Below are 19,850 nucleotides of genomic sequence, written 5' to 3'. Positions count from 1 at the left end.
AGAAAAGAGATTGATTTTTATAAATCAATCTCTTTTAATGCTTTAATATTATTACGTTCTAAGAAAGCATCAATAGTTTCAAAATGCTCAATCACACGTTGATCTTTAAATTCAAAAACTTTCTGAGATAAACCTTGTAAGAAATCACGATCGTGAGAAACCAAAATTAAAGTACCATCGTAATCTAATAAGGCTTCTTTAATCACATCTTTCGATTTTAAATCTAAGTGATTCGTAGGCTCATCTAAAATTAATAAGTTCACTGGCTCCAATAATAATTTTACCATCGCCAAACGCGTTCTTTCACCACCAGAAAGTACTTTTACTTTCTTTTCTAAATCGTCTCCACTAAACATAAAACGACCTAAAATATTCTTAATCTGTGTACGAATATCACCTTCTGCAACTTCATCAACCGTTTGGAAAATCGTCAATTCAGGATCTAATAACGAAGCTTGATTCTGAGCGAAATACCCAACTTTAGCATTATGTCCTAATCCACCTTCACCTTCAAAATCAATTTCTCCCATAATAGCTTTAATCATGGTCGATTTTCCTTCACCATTTCTACCCACAAAAGATACTTTTTCACCACGAGCAATAGCAAAACTAGCTTCTTTAAATACCACATGATCTCCATAAGCTTTTGTCAGTTCACTAACTTTAACCGGATAATCACCAGATCTTGGAGAAGGAGGAAAGCGTAATTTTAATGCAGAAGTATCTACTTCATCAATTTCTACAGGAACTAATTTTTCTAACATTCGCTCACGAGAAGCTACTTGGTTGGTTTTAGAATACGTTCCTTTAAATCGCTCTATAAATGCTTTGGTTTCTGAAATAAATTTTTGTTGTTCTTCGTAAGCTTTTAATTGATGTGCTCTACGTTCTTTTCGTAACTCTAAATAATGTGAATAATTCGCTTTATAATCGTGAATTGTTCCCATCGTAACTTCTATGGTACGATTGGTAATATTATCAATAAACGCTTTGTCGTGAGAAATAACAACAACAGCTTTTGCTTTGTTTAATAAGAAGTTTTCTAGCCAAATTACAGATTCAATATCAACGTGGTTTGTAGGCTCATCTAGTAGAATTAAATCTGGTTTTTGTAATAAGATTTTAGCCAATTCAATACGCATACGCCAACCACCACTAAATTCAGAAGTTGCCCTGTCGAAATCTTCAGGTTTAAAACCTAAACCTTTTAAAGCTTTTTCAACTTCAGCTTCATAATTAATTTCTTCTAAAGCATAGTATTTCTCACCTAAATCAGAAACACGTTCTATAATTTTCATATACGCTTCAGATTCGTAATCGGTACGCGTTTCTAATTGCTTGTTTAAATCATCCATTTCAGCTTTCATATCAAAAACTGATTTAAATGCTTTTGAAGCTTCTTCTTTTACAGTACAATTATCTTCAATTAGTAAATGCTGAGGAAGGTAAGCGATCACTGTGTCTTTAGAACAACGAACTCCACCTTTTGTTGGAGAAGTTAATCCGGCAATAATCTTCATCATTGTAGATTTTCCTGCTCCATTTTTTCCCATTAAAGCAATTTTATCATTTTCATTAATCACAAAAGAAACATCGCTAAATAAGGCACTTCCGTTAAACTCAACCGTTAATTGATCTACTGATATCATATGGACTTCGTATTATTAAGCTGCGAAAATACTAATTTGTGATAAGCAGATATAACGATTAAAAATAAAAATGAATTCATTTAAAAAATGGTTAACATTATTAAACACATTTTTGTTAATTTGTGAGAGATGACATATTGTTATCTTTTTAATAACCTCAAATTAATTTAATATGATTAAAAACATTTCAAAATTAGGAAAGCACTTAGACAAATCTGAACAAAAGTCTATCAAAGGAGGATATCGTTGTACTCCATATGACTGTTGGGTACGTTATGGAGGACAATTTCTTACTCCAGAAAACTTCTTTTGCCAAGGAGATGCTTGTGGTTTAAAAGCAATTTAAAAATAATACAAAAGCGAGTTAAACTCGCTTTTTTTGTTTTAGTTATGAAAAGACGCTTACATAACCCAAAATACAGTTCACTCATTTTATCATTTTCGTTAATCACTAAAAAAATATAGCTAAATAAGGCACTTCCATCAAACTCAACCGTTAATTGACCTACTGATTTCATAGTGTTTTTATAATTGCGTGAAAATAATGATTTTGGTAATTATCGATTAAGGAATACAATGGGTTTATTTAAAATTTTTACGTTTGTTCTTCTAAAAGTTTAATTTTAGAAAAAGTAAAAGCTATGATACAAATGCTTAAATATATTATCACATTCTTGATTATCATATTAGTAAGTAACGACATAATTGCACAAAATTCAGAATTAGTGCTAACTATAGAGAGTAAGTTTACTTCTCTTTTAAAGAATAAACGATTTAAGAATAATGAAGGTCGTTTTATAAATGAAGCAAGAAAAGAGTTCCTTTCTCATTTAAAAATTGACAATGATATTAAAGGGAATTTAGTTGAAACATTCGATGCAGAAATACCTTCAAGATTATATTTAGCAATTATAATGTATGATGATATGATTTTCATATTTGAAAAAGGAATAAAAGATGGTGAAATTGAATCAGGAAAGCTTACTAAAATTGATAAAGATGATTTTGTAAATAATTATCCAGCATTATCATGTGTTTTATTTGAAATGGAAAAACCAGTACCGAATAAAATTAAGGGTAAAAAGAGAGAAGGAAGTTATCATTTTAGAATATACCTAACTAAAATATTAAACTTAAAAAAGGTGTTTACGTATATCCCTGATGATATTTGTGTTAATTTGTAAAGATGATTTTTTTGTTAAAATAGAAGTAATAAAACAAGTATTTGTTTAAAATTTAAATATTTGAGATTTTATTTGGAGGATAACTAAAATATCTCATACATTTGCACCCGTAAAACAATTACAATGACATTTATTCAATTACATCATCATCATCATCACATTTGCACTCAGGCGAATTGATAATGATATGTATGTAATTAACAATCATAAAATTTAAAATCCGTTTGAGTAAGTCAAGCGGATTTTTTAGTTTTATAAACTATTTAAAATCTAAAGATTTACTCAAACAACAACACAAACTTAAAAAATGAGTAAATTAAGATTAGCAGTTCAAAAATCAGGTAGATTAAACGAAGAATCCCTTAAACTTTTAAAAGCAATTGGTATTTCTATTGACAATGGAAAAGATCAATTAAAAGCTTCAGCTAGAAATTTCCCTTTAGAGGTTTTCTTTTTACGTAATGGTGATATTCCACAATACTTAAGAGATGGCGTTGTAGACATTGCTATTATTGGAGAAAACTTAATTGTTGAGAAAGGAGAAAGTATCGAAGTAGTTGAAAAATTAGGTTTTTCGAAATGTAAAGTTTCTATCGCTGTTCCAAAAACATCAAACATTTCAAGTTTAAAAGAATTAGCAGGAAAACGTATTGCTACTTCGTATCCAAAAACTGTAGAAAAGTTCCTAGAAAAAGAGGGAATTACAGCTAATTTACACATTATTAACGGATCTGTAGAAATTGCACCAAATATTGGTTTAGCAGATGCAATTTGTGATATTGTATCGAGTGGAAGTACATTATTCAAAAACAATTTAAAAGAGATTGAAGTTTTATTAAAATCGGAAGCTGTTTTAGTAAAGTCGCCAAAACTATCTGATGAGAATGAAGCAATTTTAAAGAAAATACAGTTCAGATTACAATCAGTTTTAAAAGGTAGAGAGAATAAGTACGTGTTATTAAATGCACCGAACGATAAGTTAGAAACAATTACTAAGATTTTACCAGGAATGCGTAGTCCTACTATTTTACCATTAGCACAAGAAGGATGGAGTTCTGTACACTCAGTAATTAATAAAAACGATTTCTGGGATGTAATTGATGAATTACGTGAAGCAGGAGCTGAAGGAATTCTAGTTTGTCCGATCGAAAACATGGTACAATAAAAATTTACCGTCATTCTGAAGGAGTTGTGCGACTGAAAGAATCTCTTTAATACTAGTAGATTGCTTCTTTGCACTGCGTTCCAATCGCAATGACATAAAATATATCACAAAGATGAAATTATATAATAATCCAGATCAGAAAGAGTGGCTAGACTTGTGTAAAAGAGCACAGTTTGATAAATCTACATTAGATGAAGCCGTTACTAATATTCTGGAAGATGTAAAAGAAAATAAAGATGCAGCTTTATTCAAATATGCTGAACGTTTTGATGGAGTAAAGTTAACTTCTTTAACTGTAACTCAAGAAGAAATTAAAGCTGCAGCAAATGAAGTATCTGAAGATTTAAAACAAGCAATTGTTTTAGCGAAAAATAATATTGAAAAGTTTCACGAATCTCAGAATGAAGCTCCACAAAAAATAGAAACTACCAAAGGTGTAGAATGTTGGAGAAAATCTGTTGGAATTGAAAAAGTTGGTTTATACATTCCTGGTGGAACAGCACCGTTATTTTCAACAATTTTAATGTTAGCAATTCCTGCTAAAGTTGCAGGTTGTAAAGAAATTGTGTTATGTACGCCACCAAACAAAGAAGGAAAGGTTAATCCAGCTATTTTATACACTGCAAATTTAGTTGGTGTAACTCGAATTTTTAAAGTTGGAGGAGCACAAGCAGTTGGAGCTATGACTTACGGAACAGAAACTATTCCACAAGTATATAAAATTTTTGGACCAGGAAATCAATACGTTACCAAAGCGAAAGAATTAGCACAACAATCAGGAGTTGCTATTGATATGCCAGCCGGACCAAGTGAAGTGTTAGTCATAGCAGACGAAACTTGTAATCCTAGTTTTGTTGCAGCAGATTTATTATCGCAAGCTGAACACGGAGTAGATAGTCAAGTGATTTTATTATCAGACAGTGAGACTGTAATTTCAGAAGTGAACAAAGAAGTAGAAAAGCAATTAGCAGCATTACCAAGAAATGAAATTGCTCAAAAAGCTTTAGAAAATAGTAGGTCATTATATTTTTCTGATATGAATACTTGTATCGAGTTTAGTAATGAATATGCACCAGAACACTTAATCATTGCTTCAGAAAAAGCTGATGATTTCATTGATAAAATAACTAACGCAGGTTCTGTTTTCTTAGGAAATTATAGTTGTGAAAGTGCTGGAGATTATGCTTCAGGAACAAATCACACATTACCAACTTACGGTTATGCGAAGAATTATAGTGGAGTTTCGTTAGACAGTTTTGTAAAGAAAATTACATTTCAAAAGTTATCTAAAGAAGGAATAAATAACATTGGTAATGCGATTGAATTAATGGCGGAAGCAGAAGGTTTGCAAGCGCACAAAAATGCAGTAACGTTACGATTAAATTCTATTAAAAGTTAAATTGTCACCTCGAGCATTATCGAATCAAAATAATATTTTTGATGAAGATAACTTACGTAGTAAGTCGAGAGGTTATTAAGATCTCGACTCCGCTCGATCTGACATATCAAGTGAATAATGAAAACAATCAATTTAAAAAATATAGTTAGAGAAAACATTTTAAATCTAACACCATATTCATCAGCAAGAGACGAATTTAAAGGAGCTGCAGATGTATTTTTAGATGCGAATGAAAATCCTTACGGAACATTAAATCGTTACCCAGATCCACACCAAAGAGAAATCAAGCAAAAGTTAGCGAAAATCAAAAACGTTGAAGCGAGTCAAGTTTTCATAGGAAACGGAAGCGATGAAATTATCGATTTAGCTTACAGAATCTTTTGTAAACCAGGTGTTGATAAAGCATTAACATTCTCACCAACTTACGGAATGTACGATGTTTCTGCAGGAATCAATAATGTAGAATTAATTAAACAGCCATTAATTAATGATTATCAGATCAATTTAAATCAATTACAACCGTATTTAGATGATCCGAAAGTGAAAATTATTTTTGTGTGTTCACCGAACAATCCTACAGGAAATTCTTTCAATATAGGAGATGTAGAATACATTCTAGATAATTTTGATGGTATTGTTATTATAGATGAAGCGTATATCGATTTTAGCGAACAAGCATCATTTGTTAGTAAAATTAACGATTACGAAAACTTAATTGTTAGTCAGACATTCAGTAAAGCTTGGGGATTAGCAGGAGTTCGCGTTGGAGCAGCTTATATGAATGAAAAATTAATGGATTTATACAAACGTGTAAAACCGCCATATAATGTAAGTGTTTTAAATCAAGAAGCTGTTTTAGAATCATTAAACGCTTATGAATTAGTACAAGCTAACATTAAAGTAATCTTAGAAGAACGAGAAAATTTAAGAGAGAAATTAGCAGCATTAAAGATTGTAAATAAAATTTACCCTACAGATGCTAACTTTTTATTAGTAAATGTAGATAATGCGGATAAAACGTATGATTATTTAATCGAAGAAAAGGTAATCATTAGAAACCGCAATAAAGTAGTTAATAACTGTATTAGAATCACGGTAGGAACACCTGAGGAAAACGAGAGATTAATCGAATCATTAAAAGAATTAAGTTAGCTGTCACTTCGAGCGGAGTCGAGAAGTTATTGAGGTCTCGACTCCGCTCGACCAGACATTTTAAAACGAAAATAAAGTGAGCAAAAAAGTATTATTTATAGATAGAGACGGAACTTTAGTAATAGAACCACCAATCGATTATCAATTAGATAGTTTAGAAAAATTAGAGTTTTATCCGAAAGTATTTCGTTACATGGCTAAAATAGCTGAAGAGTTAGATTACGAATTGGTAATGGTAACAAATCAAGATGGATTAGGAACAGATTCTTTTCCTGAAGATACATTTTGGCCTGCACAAAATAAAGTGATTACAGCTTTTGAAAGAGAAGGAGTTGTATTTTCTGAAGTAGTAATTGATAAAACTTTTGCTCATGAAAATGCACCGACTCGTAAGCCAAGAACCGGATTATTAACACATTATTTTTCTGAAGAATATGATTTAGAAAATTCTTTTGTGTTAGGTGATCGTATTACAGATATGGAGTTAGCAAAAAACTTAGGAGCAAAGGGAATTTACTTATCTGAGAATCCAGAATTAGGAGTAGAAGAAATCGAAGCTTCGAAACAAGAAATTTTTAATAGTATTGCTTTAACAAGTACAGATTGGAAGGAAATTTACGAGTTTTTAAAGTTAGAAGATCGTGTTACAGAGATTACAAGAAATACGAACGAAACTAAAATTTATATCAAACTGAATTTAGATGGTTCTGGTAAGAATGATATTGATACAGGATTAAAGTTTTTCGATCACATGTTAGATCAAATCGGTCGTCATGGAGCAATGGATTTAACAATCAAAGTAGATGGAGATTTAGAAGTAGATGAACATCATACTATCGAAGATACCATGATTGCTTTCGGAGAATTATTCAATAAAGCTTTAGGAAGTAAATTAGGTATAGAGCGTTACGGTTTCTGTTTGCCAATGGACGATTGTTTAGCGCAAGTTGCTGTTGACTTTGGAGGAAGAAACTGGTTAGAATGGGATGCAGAGTTTAAGCGTGAGAAAATAGGTGATATGCCAACAGAAATGTTTTTCCACTTGTTTAAATCATTTACAGACGGAGCGAAATGTAATTTAAATATTAAAGCAGAAGGTGTAAACGAACATCACAAAATAGAAGGTATTTTTAAAGCCTTTGCTAAGGCAATGAAAATGGCTGTTAAGCGCGATGCGAATAAAATGTTTTTACCTTCTACAAAAGGAATGTTATAAGACTCTAAAATATGGCATATTATGCAGATATTTATGTGATAAAAAAGAATAGATCAAAAAAAGATGGATTAAAATTCTTAAATTATTTTTTACCAAATAGAAAGGAAAGTAGTGATGAATATTTAATCCCTCAATTTTCAAAAAAACCTATTCAAACATTCCATAGAGTAGAAGATTTAATGGATTTTTTAGAGTTACATAAAAATTATGCACAGGCTATTTATTGGTCTAATTCTGATAATAAAAATCCGAATGCTCACGGAATGCTTTTCTATACAGAAGATGGCTGTATGATTTTTGGGATTTCTAGGGATATGAATGAGATTAAGTCAAATAGAAAGCCTGAAAAATGTCTGGAAGAAATGCAAGAGTTTTTAGAAACAAATATTGGGTATATAACATATGAAACTCCTCCTGAAGACACATATGAAGAGTTCTTAAATAAAATAAAAAAATAGTAAACATGAAACTAGTAATCATAGATTACGGAGCAGGAAATATAAAAAGTATTCAATTTGCTTTTAAGCGTTTGGGAGTAGATGCTGTGTTAACCAATAACGTAGCAGAAATTCAGAATGCAGATAAGGTGATTTTCCCAGGTGTAGGTGAAGCAAGTTCTGCAATGCAAAAACTAAGAGAAAGCGGATTAGATAAAGTGATTCCAACTTTAAAACAGCCTGTTTTAGGAATTTGTTTAGGAATGCAGTTAATGTGTAATTCTTCAGAAGAAGGAAATACAAAAGGTCTAGGTATTTTCGATGTCGATATCAAACGTTTTTCTAATGAAGTTAAAGTTCCACAAATGGGATGGAACACGGTAACAGATTTAAAGTCTGAATTATTCAAAGACATCAAAGAAGATGAATATATGTATTTAGTGCATAGTTTTTATGCTGAAGATTGTGAATATGCTATAGCTTCTACAGAATACGGAGTAAAATATGCAACGGCTTTACATAAAGATAATTTCTACGGAACTCAGTTTCACCCAGAGAAAAGTGGAGTAGAAGGAGAAAAGATTTTAAAGAACTTTTTAGCGTTATAATTTAAAATAAAATGGAAAATACAACGAATTATAAAAAGTGGGCTTTTAAACTGTTATTGTATATCATTATTATCAATATATGTGTGGCTTTTTTACCTTTTTTTACGCATAGTTTAAATATCTTGGTTTTATCAATTATAGCAGATATACTATTTCTAACAGGTATTGGATTAACTATTGCATCAATTAAGTATAAAGAAGAGAAAGATTATCAATATTATTTTTCAATTACAGGTTATCCTATTTTAATAGTATTATTCGTTTTAATAACCTTTATAATTAAATAAATGACACAAGAAGAGAAACAAATCATTTTAGAAACATATAAATGGATTAAAGTTAAAAAGTATGTAGATGATCAATCTCTATCTTGGGAAGAACGTTACAAAAGACTAGAAAAACATCATTTAGAAGAGACCAATTTTTTAATTGATAAAATTAGAGAAGTAGTAAAACAGTTTTAAATCATGTTTGAGATAAATAAGATTATTAGTCATTATAAAAAATCTGGAATAAAGCTTAATAAAGGTATAGAAGTTGCTAACATTAATACTCTTGAAAAAAAGCTGAAATTTATTTTTCCTAATTCCTTCAAGGAGTTTTATAAAGCAATAAATGGTTTTTCAGATTTCGATATGGATGATAATATGTTTACTATCTATTCAATAGAAAGAATTGAAGAAGAATTTAAAGCATCAAAAAATGCAGAGTTTATTCCATTTTCTGATTATTTAATCAATTCACATCAAATAGCATTTAGAAAGTCTGATGGACATGTTTATATTAACTACTCTTTAGAAAATTATATAAATACTAAAGTAGCTTTAACATTTGAACAAAGTTTATTAGAAATTATAAATAACACAGATAAAGTTTACTAAACCAAAGAACAACTAACAAAATGAGAATCATACCAGCCATAGATATTATAGACGGAAAATGTGTCCGTTTAACAAAAGGCGATTACGATACAAAAAAAATATATAATGAAAGTCCTGTTGAAGTTGCTAAGGAATTTCAAGATGCAGGAATCGAATATTTACACGTAGTAGATTTAGATGGAGCTAAAGCTAGTAGAATAATCAACTACAAAGTTTTAGAGCAGATTGCGACTAAAACTTCTTTAAAAATTGATTTTGGAGGCGGGTTAAAATCTGATGAGGATTTAAATATAGCTTTTGAATCGGGAGCAAATCAAATTACAGGAGGAAGTATTGCCGTAAAGAAACCAGAAGTTTTTGAAAGTTGGATTCAAAAATACGGATCAGATAAAATCATTTTGGGTGCCGATTTTTATCCAGATGATACTGGAGGGAAAATTGCAATAAGTGGTTGGCAAGAAGAAAGTAATTTAGCTTTATTACCTTTCATTCAAGGATATCAAGAAAAAGGAATCAGTTATGTGATTTGTACAGATATTTCTAAAGATGGAATGTTACAAGGTCCAAGTTTCGGAACGTACGAAGAGATTTTATCAGATCGAGCGGAGTCGAGAGCTAAACTAAATCTTATCGCTTCTGGAGGAATTTCTAATTTCGATGAGCTACCAAAATTAGCTGAGTTAGGTTGTGAAGGAGTAATTATTGGTAAAGCCATTTACGAGAATAGAATTAGTTTAAAAGAATTAGAAAATTTTATAGTTTCAAATAGTTAATGTTATGAATGAAGAATTACTTAATGAATTCAAAGAGCAAATCATTTTTAGACTTGACGAAAGTTCAAGAATGAACATGAAATCTCTGGCTTTAATTTCCGAAGAAGATGTGTGGAAACGTTTTAATCAATCATCAAATAGTATTGGTAATTTGATTTTACACCTTTGTGGAAATATAACTCAGTATGCCATTGCTTCTCTAGGGAATAAAGAAGATCAAAGAAATAGAGATATAGAATTTTCAACAGAAGAAGGATATACTAAAGCAGAATTATTAAGTAAACTTTCGGCAACAGTACAAGAAGCAAAACGTATTATTTTAGAAACTTCTCAAGAAGAATATTTAAGAAAAAGAGAAGTGCAAGGTTTTAATTTTTCAGGAATAGGAATAGTAATTCATGTTACAGAACATTATTCTTATCACACTGGTCAAATTGCATTTTGGATTAAGCAATTAAAAAATAAAGATCTTGGATTTTACGATGGTATCGATTTAACAGTAAAAAATAAACAGTAACATGTTAACAAAAAGAATTATTCCTTGTTTAGATATAAAAAACGGAAGAACTGTAAAAGGTGTCAATTTCGTTAATTTAATAGACGCTGGTGATCCGGTTGTATTGGCTAAACAATATGCAGAAATAGGAGCCGACGAATTGGTGTTTTTAGATATTGCAGCTACGTTAGAAAACAGAGGAACTACTTTAGATATGGTAGAAAAAGTTGCCGCACAAGTAAATATTCCATTTACAGTTGGTGGAGGAATTTCTTCTGTAGAACATGTAGATGCATTGTTAAAATGCGGCGCAGATAAAGTTTCTATCAATTCATCAGCAGTAAAAAGACCAGAACTGGTAAATGAATTATCTCAAAAATTCGGAAGTCAATGTGTAGTTGTAGCCATAGATGCTAAACAGATTGATGGAGAATGGAAAGTACATTTAGCAGGAGGAACAATTCCTACAGAATTAAATCTTTTCGATTGGGCTAAAGAAGTAGAAGAAAGAGGTGCAGGAGAAATCTTATTCACTTCTATGGATAACGACGGAACTAAAGCAGGTTTTGCTAATAAAGCCTTAGCGAAATTATCAGAAGAGTTAAATATTCCAATTATTGCTTCTGGAGGTGCAGGTTCTGTTCAACATTTTGTAGATACGTTTATAGAAGGAAAATCAGATGCAGCATTAGCAGCTAGTGTTTTTCACTTCGGAGAAATTCCAATTCCTGAGTTAAAACAGGAATTACAAAATCAGAATATTCCAGTTCGAATTTAAAATGAAAAAGAAAATTAAATCAGATTTTTAATTGATGATAGATTTTGATTCAAATATCATAATTAAAGATGTTGCTACTTGGATGGATGGTGGTTCTGTTACTTTAACATGCAAAAATGATAAAGAACAAAATTTTAAAGTCCATTTTGTTCAAAATATGATCTTTGAAATACCAGAAGATTTTGAAGAATTACCGGGTAGATTATACTTCAATAATGAATTAATAGAACAACGATCAGATTTAGAAAGAGATATTATCAATTCTTTAGAAAAGAAAATAGTTTCTGGTTTAGGAAAGTTAGAAAAAGCGTTATTGAAAGAAAAGTTAGATTATATTAAGTCCGAAGAATACTTAAAAGCAAAAGAAAAAGTGAAAGTATACAAGAGGAACAGAAAATGAAAAAGAAAAAATTATTTCTAGATGATATTAGAACCATAGACATGGTTTACGGTGCATCAGAAGAAAAAAACTATGATATTGTAAGAACTTACGAAGCCTTTGTTACTTACATAAAAGAAAACGGATTACCTGATTTTATCAGTTTTGATAATGATCTTGGATTAGATGAAAATGGTGAAGTTGCTCTAGATGGATATGCTGCTGCAAAGTGGTTAGTGTACGAATCTGGATTAGATTTATCAGAATTAAAATATAAAGTACATTCTGCAAATCCAGTAGCAGCAGAACAAATAAGAGGATTATTAAATAATTATATCGAGTTTTTAAATAAAAAATAAATGTCAACTAGAGCGCAGTCGAGAAGTAGTATTTTAATATATCAGTAGGTTTCGACTACGCTCGACCTGACAACAAAAACATAAAAATGAAAATAGATTTTACTAAAAGCAGTGATGGGTTAGTACCTGTTGTGGTTCAAAACAATAATACTTTACAAGTTTTAATGTTAGGTTACATGAACCAAGAAGCATTTGAAAAAACTGAAAAAGAACAAGTAGTTACCTTTTTTAGTAGAAGTAAAAACAGATTATGGACCAAAGGTGAATCGAGTGGAAATTTTTTACACGTAAAAGATATTCAAATCGATTGTGATAATGATACAGTATTAATCAAAGCAGATCCTAAAGGACCAACTTGTCATAAAGGTGATACCTCTTGTTTTGCTGAAGAAACACCTAAAGGTTTCTTATATGAGTTAGAACAAATCATTCATGATAGAATTGATAACAATGTTGAATCTTCTTATACAAACAAGTTATACAAAAGAGGAATTAATAAAGTGGCACAAAAAGTAGGTGAAGAAGCAGTAGAATTAGTTATTGAAGCTAAAGACGATAACGACGAGTTATTTACAAACGAAGCTGCAGATTTAATGTATCACTACATTATTTTATTAAAAGCAAAAGGATTTACTTTAAAAGACATCGAAGCTGTTTTAAAAAGCAGACATTAAACTCTTACTAAAGTGCAAGGAATAAATGAACTTTTTATTTCTTGCACTTTGTAATCTGCCTTCTTAGATAAACTTTTAGAAATACAATTTTTCTTCCTGAAATTCCAAATTCTCCGTAGATTTCTAAAAAGCAAAAAACATCAATTATTTTTAGATTATTAAAATGTAATCATCTTAATGTTAATATAAACATTACTTATTTTAAGAGTAATTGTAGTAATGTTTTACTAATATAATCGCGGTTTCATCTATTTAGTTTAGCGGACATATTAACCTAAAATCTAAATAAAAATGAAACAAAAATTATGCTTGTTACTACTACTTGTATTATCTCAAATTACAGTTCAAAGTCAAGACTTCTTAATTAGCGCACACAGAGGAAACTCAAGTGAAGCTCCAGAAAATACATTAATAGCAAATGAACTTGCAATAGACGCAAAAGCTGATTTCATCGAATGTGATGTAAGAAGAACAAGAGATGGAGTTTTGGTTTTAATGCACGATAGTACATTAGACAGAACTACAAATACCAGAGGAAGATTAAGAAACTTCAATTATAATCAATTAGCAAATGTAAGTGCAGGATATTCAAGAAGATTTGGAAATCAATTTTCAAATGAAAGAATACCAACATTAAGAGAAGCTTTAGTTCAAGCCAAAGGAAGAGCTAAAGTTGAGATAGAGATTAAAGAAAGCGGATTAGCAGATGCAGTTATGGCTTTAGTAAAAGAACTGAATATGGAAAACGATGTGATTATTATTTCATTCACTTTTTCAGAATTACAAAGAGTAAAACAAATTTCTAATATTCCAATTAAATATTTAGTAAGTATTTTCTGGGGAAGTAGCACATTAAGAAGAGTTCAAAGCATTGGTGGAGAATATTTCGGACCAAGAGGTGTTGTATCTACATCTAGAATAAGAGAAGCAAAGGCTATGGGAATTGAAATTATTTCTTATACGATAGATTCTGAAAGAGATATCAGAAGAGCAATTCAAAACGGACAAAGAGGTATTGCTACAAATTATCCAAGAAGAGCTTATAGAATCAGACAAGAGTTACAAGGCAAGTCAGTAACCACAACTGAAGATATTTTACCTGTAATTGATGAATTAGATTCGGATGAGGTAACTGTCTATCCAAATCCAACTATAAATTCTTTTCAAATAAAAACGAATAAGATTTCAGGGAAAGTAAGAATTGTAAATGCTTTAGGTCAAACTGTAGCTAATTTTGGAATTATTAAAAATGTAACGAATTACAACTTTACTATTCCTAGTTTACAAAGTGGTAGATATACAGTGATTATTGAAACAGAAGCATCAATAGAAAAATTACCGTTGTTAATTAAGTAGAAGCATAGTAATATTAATTTTTTAAACTCCATCTTTTATAAAACAAGTTGGAGTTTTTGTTTACTTTTATCTCAAAAATAACTTGTGTGAATTAAGAGTATGAAAGTAAAACTTTGGACGATTCAAAATGAAAAAGGTTGGAATGAACTTCAAACAAAAGGAGTTTTAATTCCAGAAGAAAAATATATTATTCCAGAATGGAAAGAAGGTTATTCTTGGTTAAAATCTCAAATGATTCAAAGAATTGGTACCCCCAAACACAAAGATCAATTTCCAATTTGGGCTTGGTTTCAACATTACGATGAAAACAAAAGAAAGCCAGATTTACGAAAATCAGGACATTTGCCTTCAGGAGAAATAGGGTATCGTATAGAAATAGAAAAAGAAGAAAGAGAAGTTTTATTATCAGATTTTGTTTTGTGGCATTGGCCTTTATGTTATAAAGATTATATAGCGAATTCAGAAGAAGAAGCAATTAAAGTTGATAAAGAAGAGATAGTTTATACAGAAGAAGAGGTTCAGAAAAGTTGGGAGAAAATTTTCGATATGAATTTTGATGTAGAATATTATACATTACCATTTGCAGAAAAAAAAATCCAAGCAACTTTCTGGGATTTAAAAGTTGAAGATGTTATTAAAGTAGATAAATTCATAGCAAGGTAAATATCTAACCTTAATAACATCTTTATATATTATTTTCTAGTCAGTTTAAACTTAAAAATTAAGAAAAGATAATTAAAGAATACAGACCAAGCACTTAGTTTTAAATTTGGTTTTTTACCTAATCCTAAACGTTTTATTTGCGCTTCGTACCAAATAATATTCATCATTCCATCAATACCTTTCACACCAGTTTTATTAATGTTTACTCCAAAGTTTGTTCTACTTTCTTCTAAAACCTCATTTCCGATATTAGGAAACAAAGTAAAAGGACGTGCTAATCCAACCACGTCGAGTTCTTCAGAGGCTATAGCTTCTTGCATTACAGAAACGGTTCTAAAACCTCCAGTTAACATTAATGGAGTTTTAGTTATAGCTCTTGCTTTTTCGATATAATCAATAAAATAAGCTTCTCTTTCTTTAGTACTTTGCTTACGATTTCCCATCATCATTGCAGGAGCTTCATATGTTCCACCAGAAATTTCAATTAAATCAATTCCAGCTTCCGATAGTAGTTCTATTACTTTAATAGAATCTTCTTCACTAAATCCGCCTTTTTGAAAATCCGCAGAGTTTAACTTAATTCCAATAGGAAAATCTGCACCTACTTGTTTTCTAATTTCTTTATAAACTTCCAATACGAATCGAGCTCTTTTTTCTAAACTTCCTCCCCAATCATCTTCACGAACATTAGCGTAAGGCGATAAAAACTGACTTACTAAATATCCATGAGCTCCGTGTATTTGAACTCCTCCAAAACCAGCTTCTTTTAAAATCGAAGCTGTTATTCCGAAACGTTTAATAATATCTTCAATTTCTTCATGCGTTAAAGCTTCCGGAATCTTAGTTGTCGCTTTTTTTCTTCCTTTAGATTTTAAAGGAATTGCAGATGGAGCTTTTAAAACACTATTAATTTGATCCATCGCTTGTCGCCCAGGATGATTAATTTGTACCCAAAGTTGTGTATTCGTTCCTTCTACAGAATTTGCCCATTCTTGTAATTTTTCGAAGTGACGTTTATCTTCTACTACTACATTCATAGGTTCACCAAGAGCTTTACTATCAATCATTACATTACCTGTAATTAATAATCCAGAACCACTCTTTGCCCATTTTTTATAAGCATTTATTAAAACTGGCGTTGGTTCGTGAGTTTTATTAGATAAGTTTTCACTCATTGCAGATTTAGCAATTCTATTAGCTAATACGGTTCCATTCGGAAGTGTAAGTTGATCTTGTAGTGTAGTCATTGGGTCGATTAAAATAGTATGTAATTTACTTAGTTCTTAAAAATACTTAATACATCTAAATTACTTAGATATAAAATGAAAAAGTTTTAAGATTAGTTTTCATGAATACCTATTTTTGTGGTTCATTTTTTAGTGAATGATTTATGAAGTTTAGCGAACATATTGTATCTAATTATAAACCTAAAAATCTTGCTGTAAAACTTTCTAGTAAAGGAGAACAACATGTAATTAAAAAACATCCTTGGGTATTTTCAAATAGTATTGAAAAGATTAGTAACGAACCTAAAACAGGTGATTTAGCTATTATTTTTAGTAAGAAAAGAAATAAGGTTGTTGGAATTGGTTTGTATGATGCAGATTCACCAATTCGAATAAAAGTTATTCATAGTGAAAATGAAAAAGCTACAGTAAATGCTGAATTTTTTCATACTAAAATTGAAAAAGCTTACAATAAGCGTGAGAAATTATTAGAAACAAATACCAATAGTTACCGACTTATTTTTGGTGAGAATGATGGATTTCCGTCTTTAATTGCTGATGTATATGCCAGTGTTTTAGTAGTGAAATTGTATTCTGAAATTTGGTTACCTTTTTTACAAGATATATTACAAAGTTTACAGCAAGTTTCTAAAGCGAAAACTGTGGTGATTCGTTTAAGTAGAAATGTAGAGAAATCTACAAATCATAATCTGAAAGACGGAGAAGTGGTTTACGGAGTTTTAGAAGATGAGGTGGTACAATTTGTAGAACACAATGTGAATTTCTCTGCAAATGTGATTAAAGGACATAAAACAGGATATTTTTTAGATCATAGAGCAAATAGAAAACGAGTAGGTGAGTTGAGTAAAGGAAAACGTGTGTTAGATGTGTTTTCTTATGCTGGTGGATTTTCGGTTCATGCATTATACAATCAAGCAAAAGAAGTAACTAGTTTAGATATTAGTAAACAGGCTTTACAAATTGCCGTTGAAAATGGAAAATTGAATGATTATTCTGGAATTCATAAAACTATTGCCGGTGATGCTTTTGAAGAATTACGTAAGTTGATTCAACAGAACGTAAAGTTTGACGTTGTCGTTATTGATCCACCAAGTTTTGCGAAACAAGCTTCAGAAATTGATCTTGCAGAGAAAAAGTATAAGCAATTGGCAAAATTAGGAGTACAACTAACTGCTAAAAACGGATTGTTAGTATTGGCTTCTTGTTCGTCTAGAGTTGTTGCTGAGGTATTTTTTAGTATTAACGAAGAGACTTTAAATTCTTCAAAAAGAAGATTTAAAACTGTTTCTAAAACATATCACGATATAGATCATCCGATAGGTTTTCCAGAAGGTGCTTATTTAAAATGTGGGTATTATCAGTTTTTTGATTGATTTTTAAAATTTCATTCTCAAATAAAACGTAACTTAGACCAATGAACAAACAAAAACTATTCATTCTATTATCCTTCTTTTCAATTTATTTTATTTGGGGATCAACATATTTATTAAATAAAATAGCAGTTGCAGAAGTACCACCGTTACTTTTAGCAGCTATACGTTTTGGTAGTGCAGGAGTTTTAATTTTGGTGATAGCCAAATTGCTTAAAAAATCACTAAAAATAACAAAAAGGCAATTATTGAATATAACAGTAGCTGGTTTTCTATTTTTAGTTTATGGAAATGGAGTTTTCGTTTGGGCTTTAAAATATGTAGATAGTGGTTTTGCTGCTTTATTAGCTTCTACACAACCTTTATTTGTGTTGTTTTTACTGCGATTAATTGACGGACAAAAAATGCAACAAAAATCAATGATTGGTGTTGGTTTAGGTATTTTAGGAATGTATCTTTTAGTAAGTCAGAAAACAATTTCAACTTCAGAAGGTATGATTCTAGGTATTTTTATGATTCTATCTTGTGTTTTAAGTTGGAGTTATGGTAGTGTATTTGTTTCAAAAGCAGATTTGCCTAAAAACTTTTTTGTTAGTACAGGTTATCAAATGACTATTGCTAGTATTTTGCTTTTATTTTGGAGTCAGATTTTCAAAGAAGATATTACTACAATTACAAGAATTACATCTAAAGTTCAAATTTCTATTGTCTTCTTAATTCTTTTTGGTAGTATAGTTGCCTTTACTGCCTTTAATTACTTATTGAAAGTAGTTTCTCCGGAAAAAGTATCAACATCTGCTTATGTAAATCCTGTAATTGCTTTATTATTAGGATGGTATTTCTTAGGGGAAAAACTAACCAATCAATCGATTTTAGCTTCTTGTGTTTTATTAACTGGTGTGTATTTTATTACATCTAGAAAGAGAATTACTAAGAGAAAAGTAAGACCTTCACAAAAAACATAATTCAATTTTTTTGCAATAAATGGTAGGGATTTTTGTTTATGGATTGTATTAATAATATAATCCACTAAATATAATTATCCTCATGAACACAAAAAAACTCCTAAATTATGTAATGTATACAGCTATAACTGTTACAGTTATGTGTTGTATTTTCTTTTTAATGGTTCAGCATTTTAAAGATTTACCAATTATATAAAATAGTATCATGCATTTCTATAGTTTGTTGAGGTTTAATCACCACCAGACTATAAATATTTTGAAGAGTTCTCCATTTGCTTTTTTCAACCAACATAAAGGAGAACTCTTCTTTTGTAAAAAAATGTCAAGTTTTTCCTCAAACGTATCATAATTCAACCAGCCAACATCATAATGTGGTTTTACTAACCAATTATGTTTCGTAGGAATATAAAATTTAGCATTTGCATATTCTTTTAGCTCTTTTCTATAAATGTAAAATCCTTCAATACATTCGTTATTTATTATCGGAAATTCTTTTTTATAATCGTTGAGGTGTGGATACAATTGTGCCTTAAAATATACTTTTTGAATAATATCTCTAGGATCTAAATTATACTTACTAATTGCCTCCACAGTTTTTTCATGATATAATAATGGAAGTTGTTTCTGAATTAATTTATCATGTTTTTGTCTGAAACTATCATTTCTATTCGGACCAATCCAATGATCAATTTCTGAAGAACCAACAGATGCATCATACAAATAGAATTTATACACAATTTCTAAATGTACCGGTTGTTTATTTTCTAGAAGCAAACAATCTATTTCTCCAACGGTAATTTTATCGTTCTGTATCTGTAAATTCTCGGTTATAATTTCAATTCGTTCATCTTTAGAGAATTGATAAAAAACAAATTGCTCTACAAGTTTCCCCAATCTCGGATTACCATCTATTTTTAATTGAGATAAAGATGTGTAATCATTTTGAATATCAGTAATTTGATTTAATTTATTTAAAGTATTAAACCATAATAGTTTGGTGTTTTCAAACCCTTGATATTGTAATTGTATTTCTTTGCTTTTAAAATGCATTAATGTTAAAATAATTCTAAATAGTAATACATATGAATGTAAGACTGGT

Annotated in this window: 24 protein-coding genes; 21 read left to right on the top strand and 3 right to left on the bottom strand. The window is 30.1% G+C overall.

The annotated features are described in order from the left end of the window. Positions 1-17: 17 nt before the first annotated feature. Positions 18-1,649, bottom strand: a complete 1,632-nt coding sequence (locus Q1A15_RS08105; RefSeq protein ID WP_299621486.1) for an ABC-F family ATP-binding cassette domain-containing protein — start codon at positions 1,647-1,649, stop codon at positions 18-20. Positions 1,650-1,821: 172 nt separating this feature from the next. Between Q1A15_RS08105 and Q1A15_RS08100 the strand changes: the two genes are divergently transcribed. The 19 genes from Q1A15_RS08100 to Q1A15_RS08010 all read left to right on the top strand — a co-directional run bounded on the left by Q1A15_RS08100 (position 1,822) and on the right by Q1A15_RS08010 (position 15,169). Then, entirely contained in the window at positions 1,822-1,995 is a 174-nt protein-coding gene (locus tag Q1A15_RS08100; protein WP_299621484.1) for a hypothetical protein, read from the top strand. 304 nt (positions 1,996-2,299) lie between these two features. Next, entirely contained in the window at positions 2,300-2,833 is a 534-nt protein-coding gene (locus tag Q1A15_RS08095; protein WP_299621482.1) for a hypothetical protein, read from the top strand. A gap of 307 nt (positions 2,834-3,140) precedes the next feature. After that, positions 3,141-3,998 carry an ATP phosphoribosyltransferase gene (hisG, locus tag Q1A15_RS08090; protein ID WP_299621480.1) on the top strand — a complete coding sequence of 286 codons (858 nt, stop codon included), beginning with the start codon at positions 3,141-3,143 and terminating at the stop codon, positions 3,996-3,998. 112 nt (positions 3,999-4,110) lie between these two features. Continuing rightward, complete coding sequence (gene hisD / locus Q1A15_RS08085; RefSeq protein ID WP_299621478.1) at positions 4,111-5,397, top strand: histidinol dehydrogenase; 1,287 nt, start codon at positions 4,111-4,113, stop codon at positions 5,395-5,397. Positions 5,398-5,514: 117 nt separating this feature from the next. Further along, entirely contained in the window at positions 5,515-6,549 is a 1,035-nt protein-coding gene (hisC, locus tag Q1A15_RS08080) for a histidinol-phosphate transaminase (protein WP_299621476.1), read from the top strand. 76 nt (positions 6,550-6,625) lie between these two features. Continuing rightward, complete coding sequence (gene hisB / locus Q1A15_RS08075; RefSeq protein WP_299621474.1) at positions 6,626-7,765, top strand: bifunctional histidinol-phosphatase/imidazoleglycerol-phosphate dehydratase HisB; 1,140 nt, start codon at positions 6,626-6,628, stop codon at positions 7,763-7,765. Between the two features lie 11 nt (positions 7,766-7,776). After that, the gene (locus Q1A15_RS08070; protein WP_299621472.1) at positions 7,777-8,223 is read left to right on the top strand and encodes a hypothetical protein; all 447 of its coding nucleotides are present in this window, start codon (positions 7,777-7,779) and stop codon (positions 8,221-8,223) included. A gap of 5 nt (positions 8,224-8,228) precedes the next feature. Continuing rightward, entirely contained in the window at positions 8,229-8,810 is a 582-nt protein-coding gene (gene hisH / locus Q1A15_RS08065; protein ID WP_299621470.1) for an imidazole glycerol phosphate synthase subunit HisH, read from the top strand. 11 nt (positions 8,811-8,821) lie between these two features. After that, positions 8,822-9,097, top strand: coding sequence for a hypothetical protein (locus tag Q1A15_RS08060; protein WP_299621468.1), 276 nt, complete (start codon positions 8,822-8,824; stop codon positions 9,095-9,097). Continuing rightward, entirely contained in the window at positions 9,098-9,274 is a 177-nt protein-coding gene (locus Q1A15_RS08055) for a hypothetical protein (protein WP_299621465.1), read from the top strand. Between the two features lie 3 nt (positions 9,275-9,277). Then, positions 9,278-9,691: an SMI1/KNR4 family protein gene (locus tag Q1A15_RS08050; protein ID WP_299621462.1), complete on the top strand. Its 414-nt coding sequence runs from the start codon at positions 9,278-9,280 to the stop codon at positions 9,689-9,691. A gap of 20 nt (positions 9,692-9,711) precedes the next feature. Then, entirely contained in the window at positions 9,712-10,464 is a 753-nt protein-coding gene (gene hisA / locus Q1A15_RS08045; protein WP_299621459.1) for a 1-(5-phosphoribosyl)-5-[(5-phosphoribosylamino)methylideneamino]imidazole-4-carboxamide isomerase, read from the top strand. A gap of 4 nt (positions 10,465-10,468) precedes the next feature. Then, on the top strand, positions 10,469-10,981 hold the full coding sequence (locus tag Q1A15_RS08040; protein WP_299621456.1) for a DinB family protein: 513 nt from the start codon (positions 10,469-10,471) through the stop codon (positions 10,979-10,981). Position 10,982: 1 nt separating this feature from the next. Next, positions 10,983-11,738: an imidazole glycerol phosphate synthase subunit HisF gene (hisF, locus tag Q1A15_RS08035; protein ID WP_299621453.1), complete on the top strand. Its 756-nt coding sequence runs from the start codon at positions 10,983-10,985 to the stop codon at positions 11,736-11,738. Positions 11,739-11,772: 34 nt separating this feature from the next. Further along, positions 11,773-12,138 carry a hypothetical protein gene (locus tag Q1A15_RS08030; RefSeq protein WP_299621450.1) on the top strand — a complete coding sequence of 122 codons (366 nt, stop codon included), beginning with the start codon at positions 11,773-11,775 and terminating at the stop codon, positions 12,136-12,138. Next, on the top strand, positions 12,135-12,476 hold the full coding sequence (locus tag Q1A15_RS08025) for a cyclic-phosphate processing receiver domain-containing protein (protein ID WP_299621447.1): 342 nt from the start codon (positions 12,135-12,137) through the stop codon (positions 12,474-12,476). The genes Q1A15_RS08030 and Q1A15_RS08025 overlap by 4 nt, the downstream gene beginning before the upstream one ends. An 80-nt stretch (positions 12,477-12,556) precedes the next feature. Continuing rightward, positions 12,557-13,150 (top strand): bifunctional phosphoribosyl-AMP cyclohydrolase/phosphoribosyl-ATP diphosphatase HisIE, encoded by a 594-nt coding sequence (gene hisIE, locus Q1A15_RS08020; protein WP_262509598.1) that lies wholly within the window; start codon positions 12,557-12,559, stop codon positions 13,148-13,150. Positions 13,151-13,441: 291 nt separating this feature from the next. After that, on the top strand, positions 13,442-14,506 hold the full coding sequence (locus tag Q1A15_RS08015; RefSeq protein ID WP_299621444.1) for a glycerophosphodiester phosphodiesterase family protein: 1,065 nt from the start codon (positions 13,442-13,444) through the stop codon (positions 14,504-14,506). A 99-nt stretch (positions 14,507-14,605) separates the two neighbouring features. Continuing rightward, positions 14,606-15,169 (top strand): DUF3841 domain-containing protein, encoded by a 564-nt coding sequence (locus tag Q1A15_RS08010; RefSeq protein ID WP_299621442.1) that lies wholly within the window; start codon positions 14,606-14,608, stop codon positions 15,167-15,169. Positions 15,170-15,198: 29 nt separating this feature from the next. Here the strand turns inward: Q1A15_RS08010 and Q1A15_RS08005 are convergent, their stop codons facing one another. Continuing rightward, a complete protein-coding gene (locus Q1A15_RS08005; protein WP_299621440.1) occupies positions 15,199-16,416 on the bottom strand; it encodes an NADH:flavin oxidoreductase/NADH oxidase family protein in 1,218 nt (405 codons plus the stop codon). A gap of 143 nt (positions 16,417-16,559) precedes the next feature. Here Q1A15_RS08005 and Q1A15_RS08000 point away from each other — a divergent pair, with 143 nt between their 5' ends. Both Q1A15_RS08000 and Q1A15_RS07995 read left to right on the top strand, forming a co-directional pair. Continuing rightward, positions 16,560-17,789, top strand: a complete 1,230-nt coding sequence (locus tag Q1A15_RS08000) for a class I SAM-dependent rRNA methyltransferase (protein ID WP_299621438.1) — start codon at positions 16,560-16,562, stop codon at positions 17,787-17,789. 41 nt (positions 17,790-17,830) lie between these two features. Beyond that, positions 17,831-18,751 (top strand): EamA family transporter, encoded by a 921-nt coding sequence (locus Q1A15_RS07995; RefSeq protein ID WP_299621436.1) that lies wholly within the window; start codon positions 17,831-17,833, stop codon positions 18,749-18,751. A gap of 234 nt (positions 18,752-18,985) precedes the next feature. On the opposite strand, the gene Q1A15_RS07990 is transcribed toward Q1A15_RS07995, so the two are convergent. Then, the gene (locus Q1A15_RS07990; protein WP_299621434.1) at positions 18,986-19,801 is read right to left on the bottom strand and encodes a DUF1853 family protein; all 816 of its coding nucleotides are present in this window, start codon (positions 19,799-19,801) and stop codon (positions 18,986-18,988) included. Positions 19,802-19,850: the final 49 nt, after the last annotated feature.

This window comes from uncultured Tenacibaculum sp. (genome assembly GCF_947495995.1).
Taxonomy (GTDB): domain Bacteria; phylum Bacteroidota; class Bacteroidia; order Flavobacteriales; family Flavobacteriaceae; genus Polaribacter.
This window is presented reverse-complemented; position numbering and strand designations above follow the sequence as displayed.

Coding starts and splice junctions, on each gene's coding strand:
- Q1A15_RS08105 (WP_299621486.1), bottom strand. CDS start 1,649: ATGATATCAGTAGATCAATTAACGGTTGAGTTTAACGGAAGTGCCTTA.
- Q1A15_RS08100 (WP_299621484.1), top strand. CDS start 1,822: ATGATTAAAAACATTTCAAAATTAGGAAAGCACTTAGACAAATCTGAA.
- Q1A15_RS08095 (WP_299621482.1), top strand. CDS start 2,300: ATGCTTAAATATATTATCACATTCTTGATTATCATATTAGTAAGTAAC.
- hisG (WP_299621480.1), top strand. CDS start 3,141: ATGAGTAAATTAAGATTAGCAGTTCAAAAATCAGGTAGATTAAACGAA.
- hisD (WP_299621478.1), top strand. CDS start 4,111: ATGAAATTATATAATAATCCAGATCAGAAAGAGTGGCTAGACTTGTGT.
- hisC (WP_299621476.1), top strand. CDS start 5,515: ATGAAAACAATCAATTTAAAAAATATAGTTAGAGAAAACATTTTAAAT.
- Q1A15_RS08070 (WP_299621472.1), top strand. CDS start 7,777: ATGGCATATTATGCAGATATTTATGTGATAAAAAAGAATAGATCAAAA.
- hisH (WP_299621470.1), top strand. CDS start 8,229: ATGAAACTAGTAATCATAGATTACGGAGCAGGAAATATAAAAAGTATT.
- Q1A15_RS08060 (WP_299621468.1), top strand. CDS start 8,822: ATGGAAAATACAACGAATTATAAAAAGTGGGCTTTTAAACTGTTATTG.
- Q1A15_RS08055 (WP_299621465.1), top strand. CDS start 9,098: ATGACACAAGAAGAGAAACAAATCATTTTAGAAACATATAAATGGATT.
- Q1A15_RS08050 (WP_299621462.1), top strand. CDS start 9,278: ATGTTTGAGATAAATAAGATTATTAGTCATTATAAAAAATCTGGAATA.
- hisA (WP_299621459.1), top strand. CDS start 9,712: ATGAGAATCATACCAGCCATAGATATTATAGACGGAAAATGTGTCCGT.
- Q1A15_RS08040 (WP_299621456.1), top strand. CDS start 10,469: ATGAATGAAGAATTACTTAATGAATTCAAAGAGCAAATCATTTTTAGA.
- hisF (WP_299621453.1), top strand. CDS start 10,983: ATGTTAACAAAAAGAATTATTCCTTGTTTAGATATAAAAAACGGAAGA.
- Q1A15_RS08030 (WP_299621450.1), top strand. CDS start 11,773: ATGATAGATTTTGATTCAAATATCATAATTAAAGATGTTGCTACTTGG.
- Q1A15_RS08025 (WP_299621447.1), top strand. CDS start 12,135: ATGAAAAAGAAAAAATTATTTCTAGATGATATTAGAACCATAGACATG.
- Q1A15_RS08015 (WP_299621444.1), top strand. CDS start 13,442: ATGAAACAAAAATTATGCTTGTTACTACTACTTGTATTATCTCAAATT.
- Q1A15_RS08010 (WP_299621442.1), top strand. CDS start 14,606: ATGAAAGTAAAACTTTGGACGATTCAAAATGAAAAAGGTTGGAATGAA.
- Q1A15_RS08005 (WP_299621440.1), bottom strand. CDS start 16,416: ATGACTACACTACAAGATCAACTTACACTTCCGAATGGAACCGTATTA.
- Q1A15_RS08000 (WP_299621438.1), top strand. CDS start 16,560: ATGAAGTTTAGCGAACATATTGTATCTAATTATAAACCTAAAAATCTT.
- Q1A15_RS07995 (WP_299621436.1), top strand. CDS start 17,831: ATGAACAAACAAAAACTATTCATTCTATTATCCTTCTTTTCAATTTAT.
- Q1A15_RS07990 (WP_299621434.1), bottom strand. CDS start 19,801: ATGCATTTTAAAAGCAAAGAAATACAATTACAATATCAAGGGTTTGAA.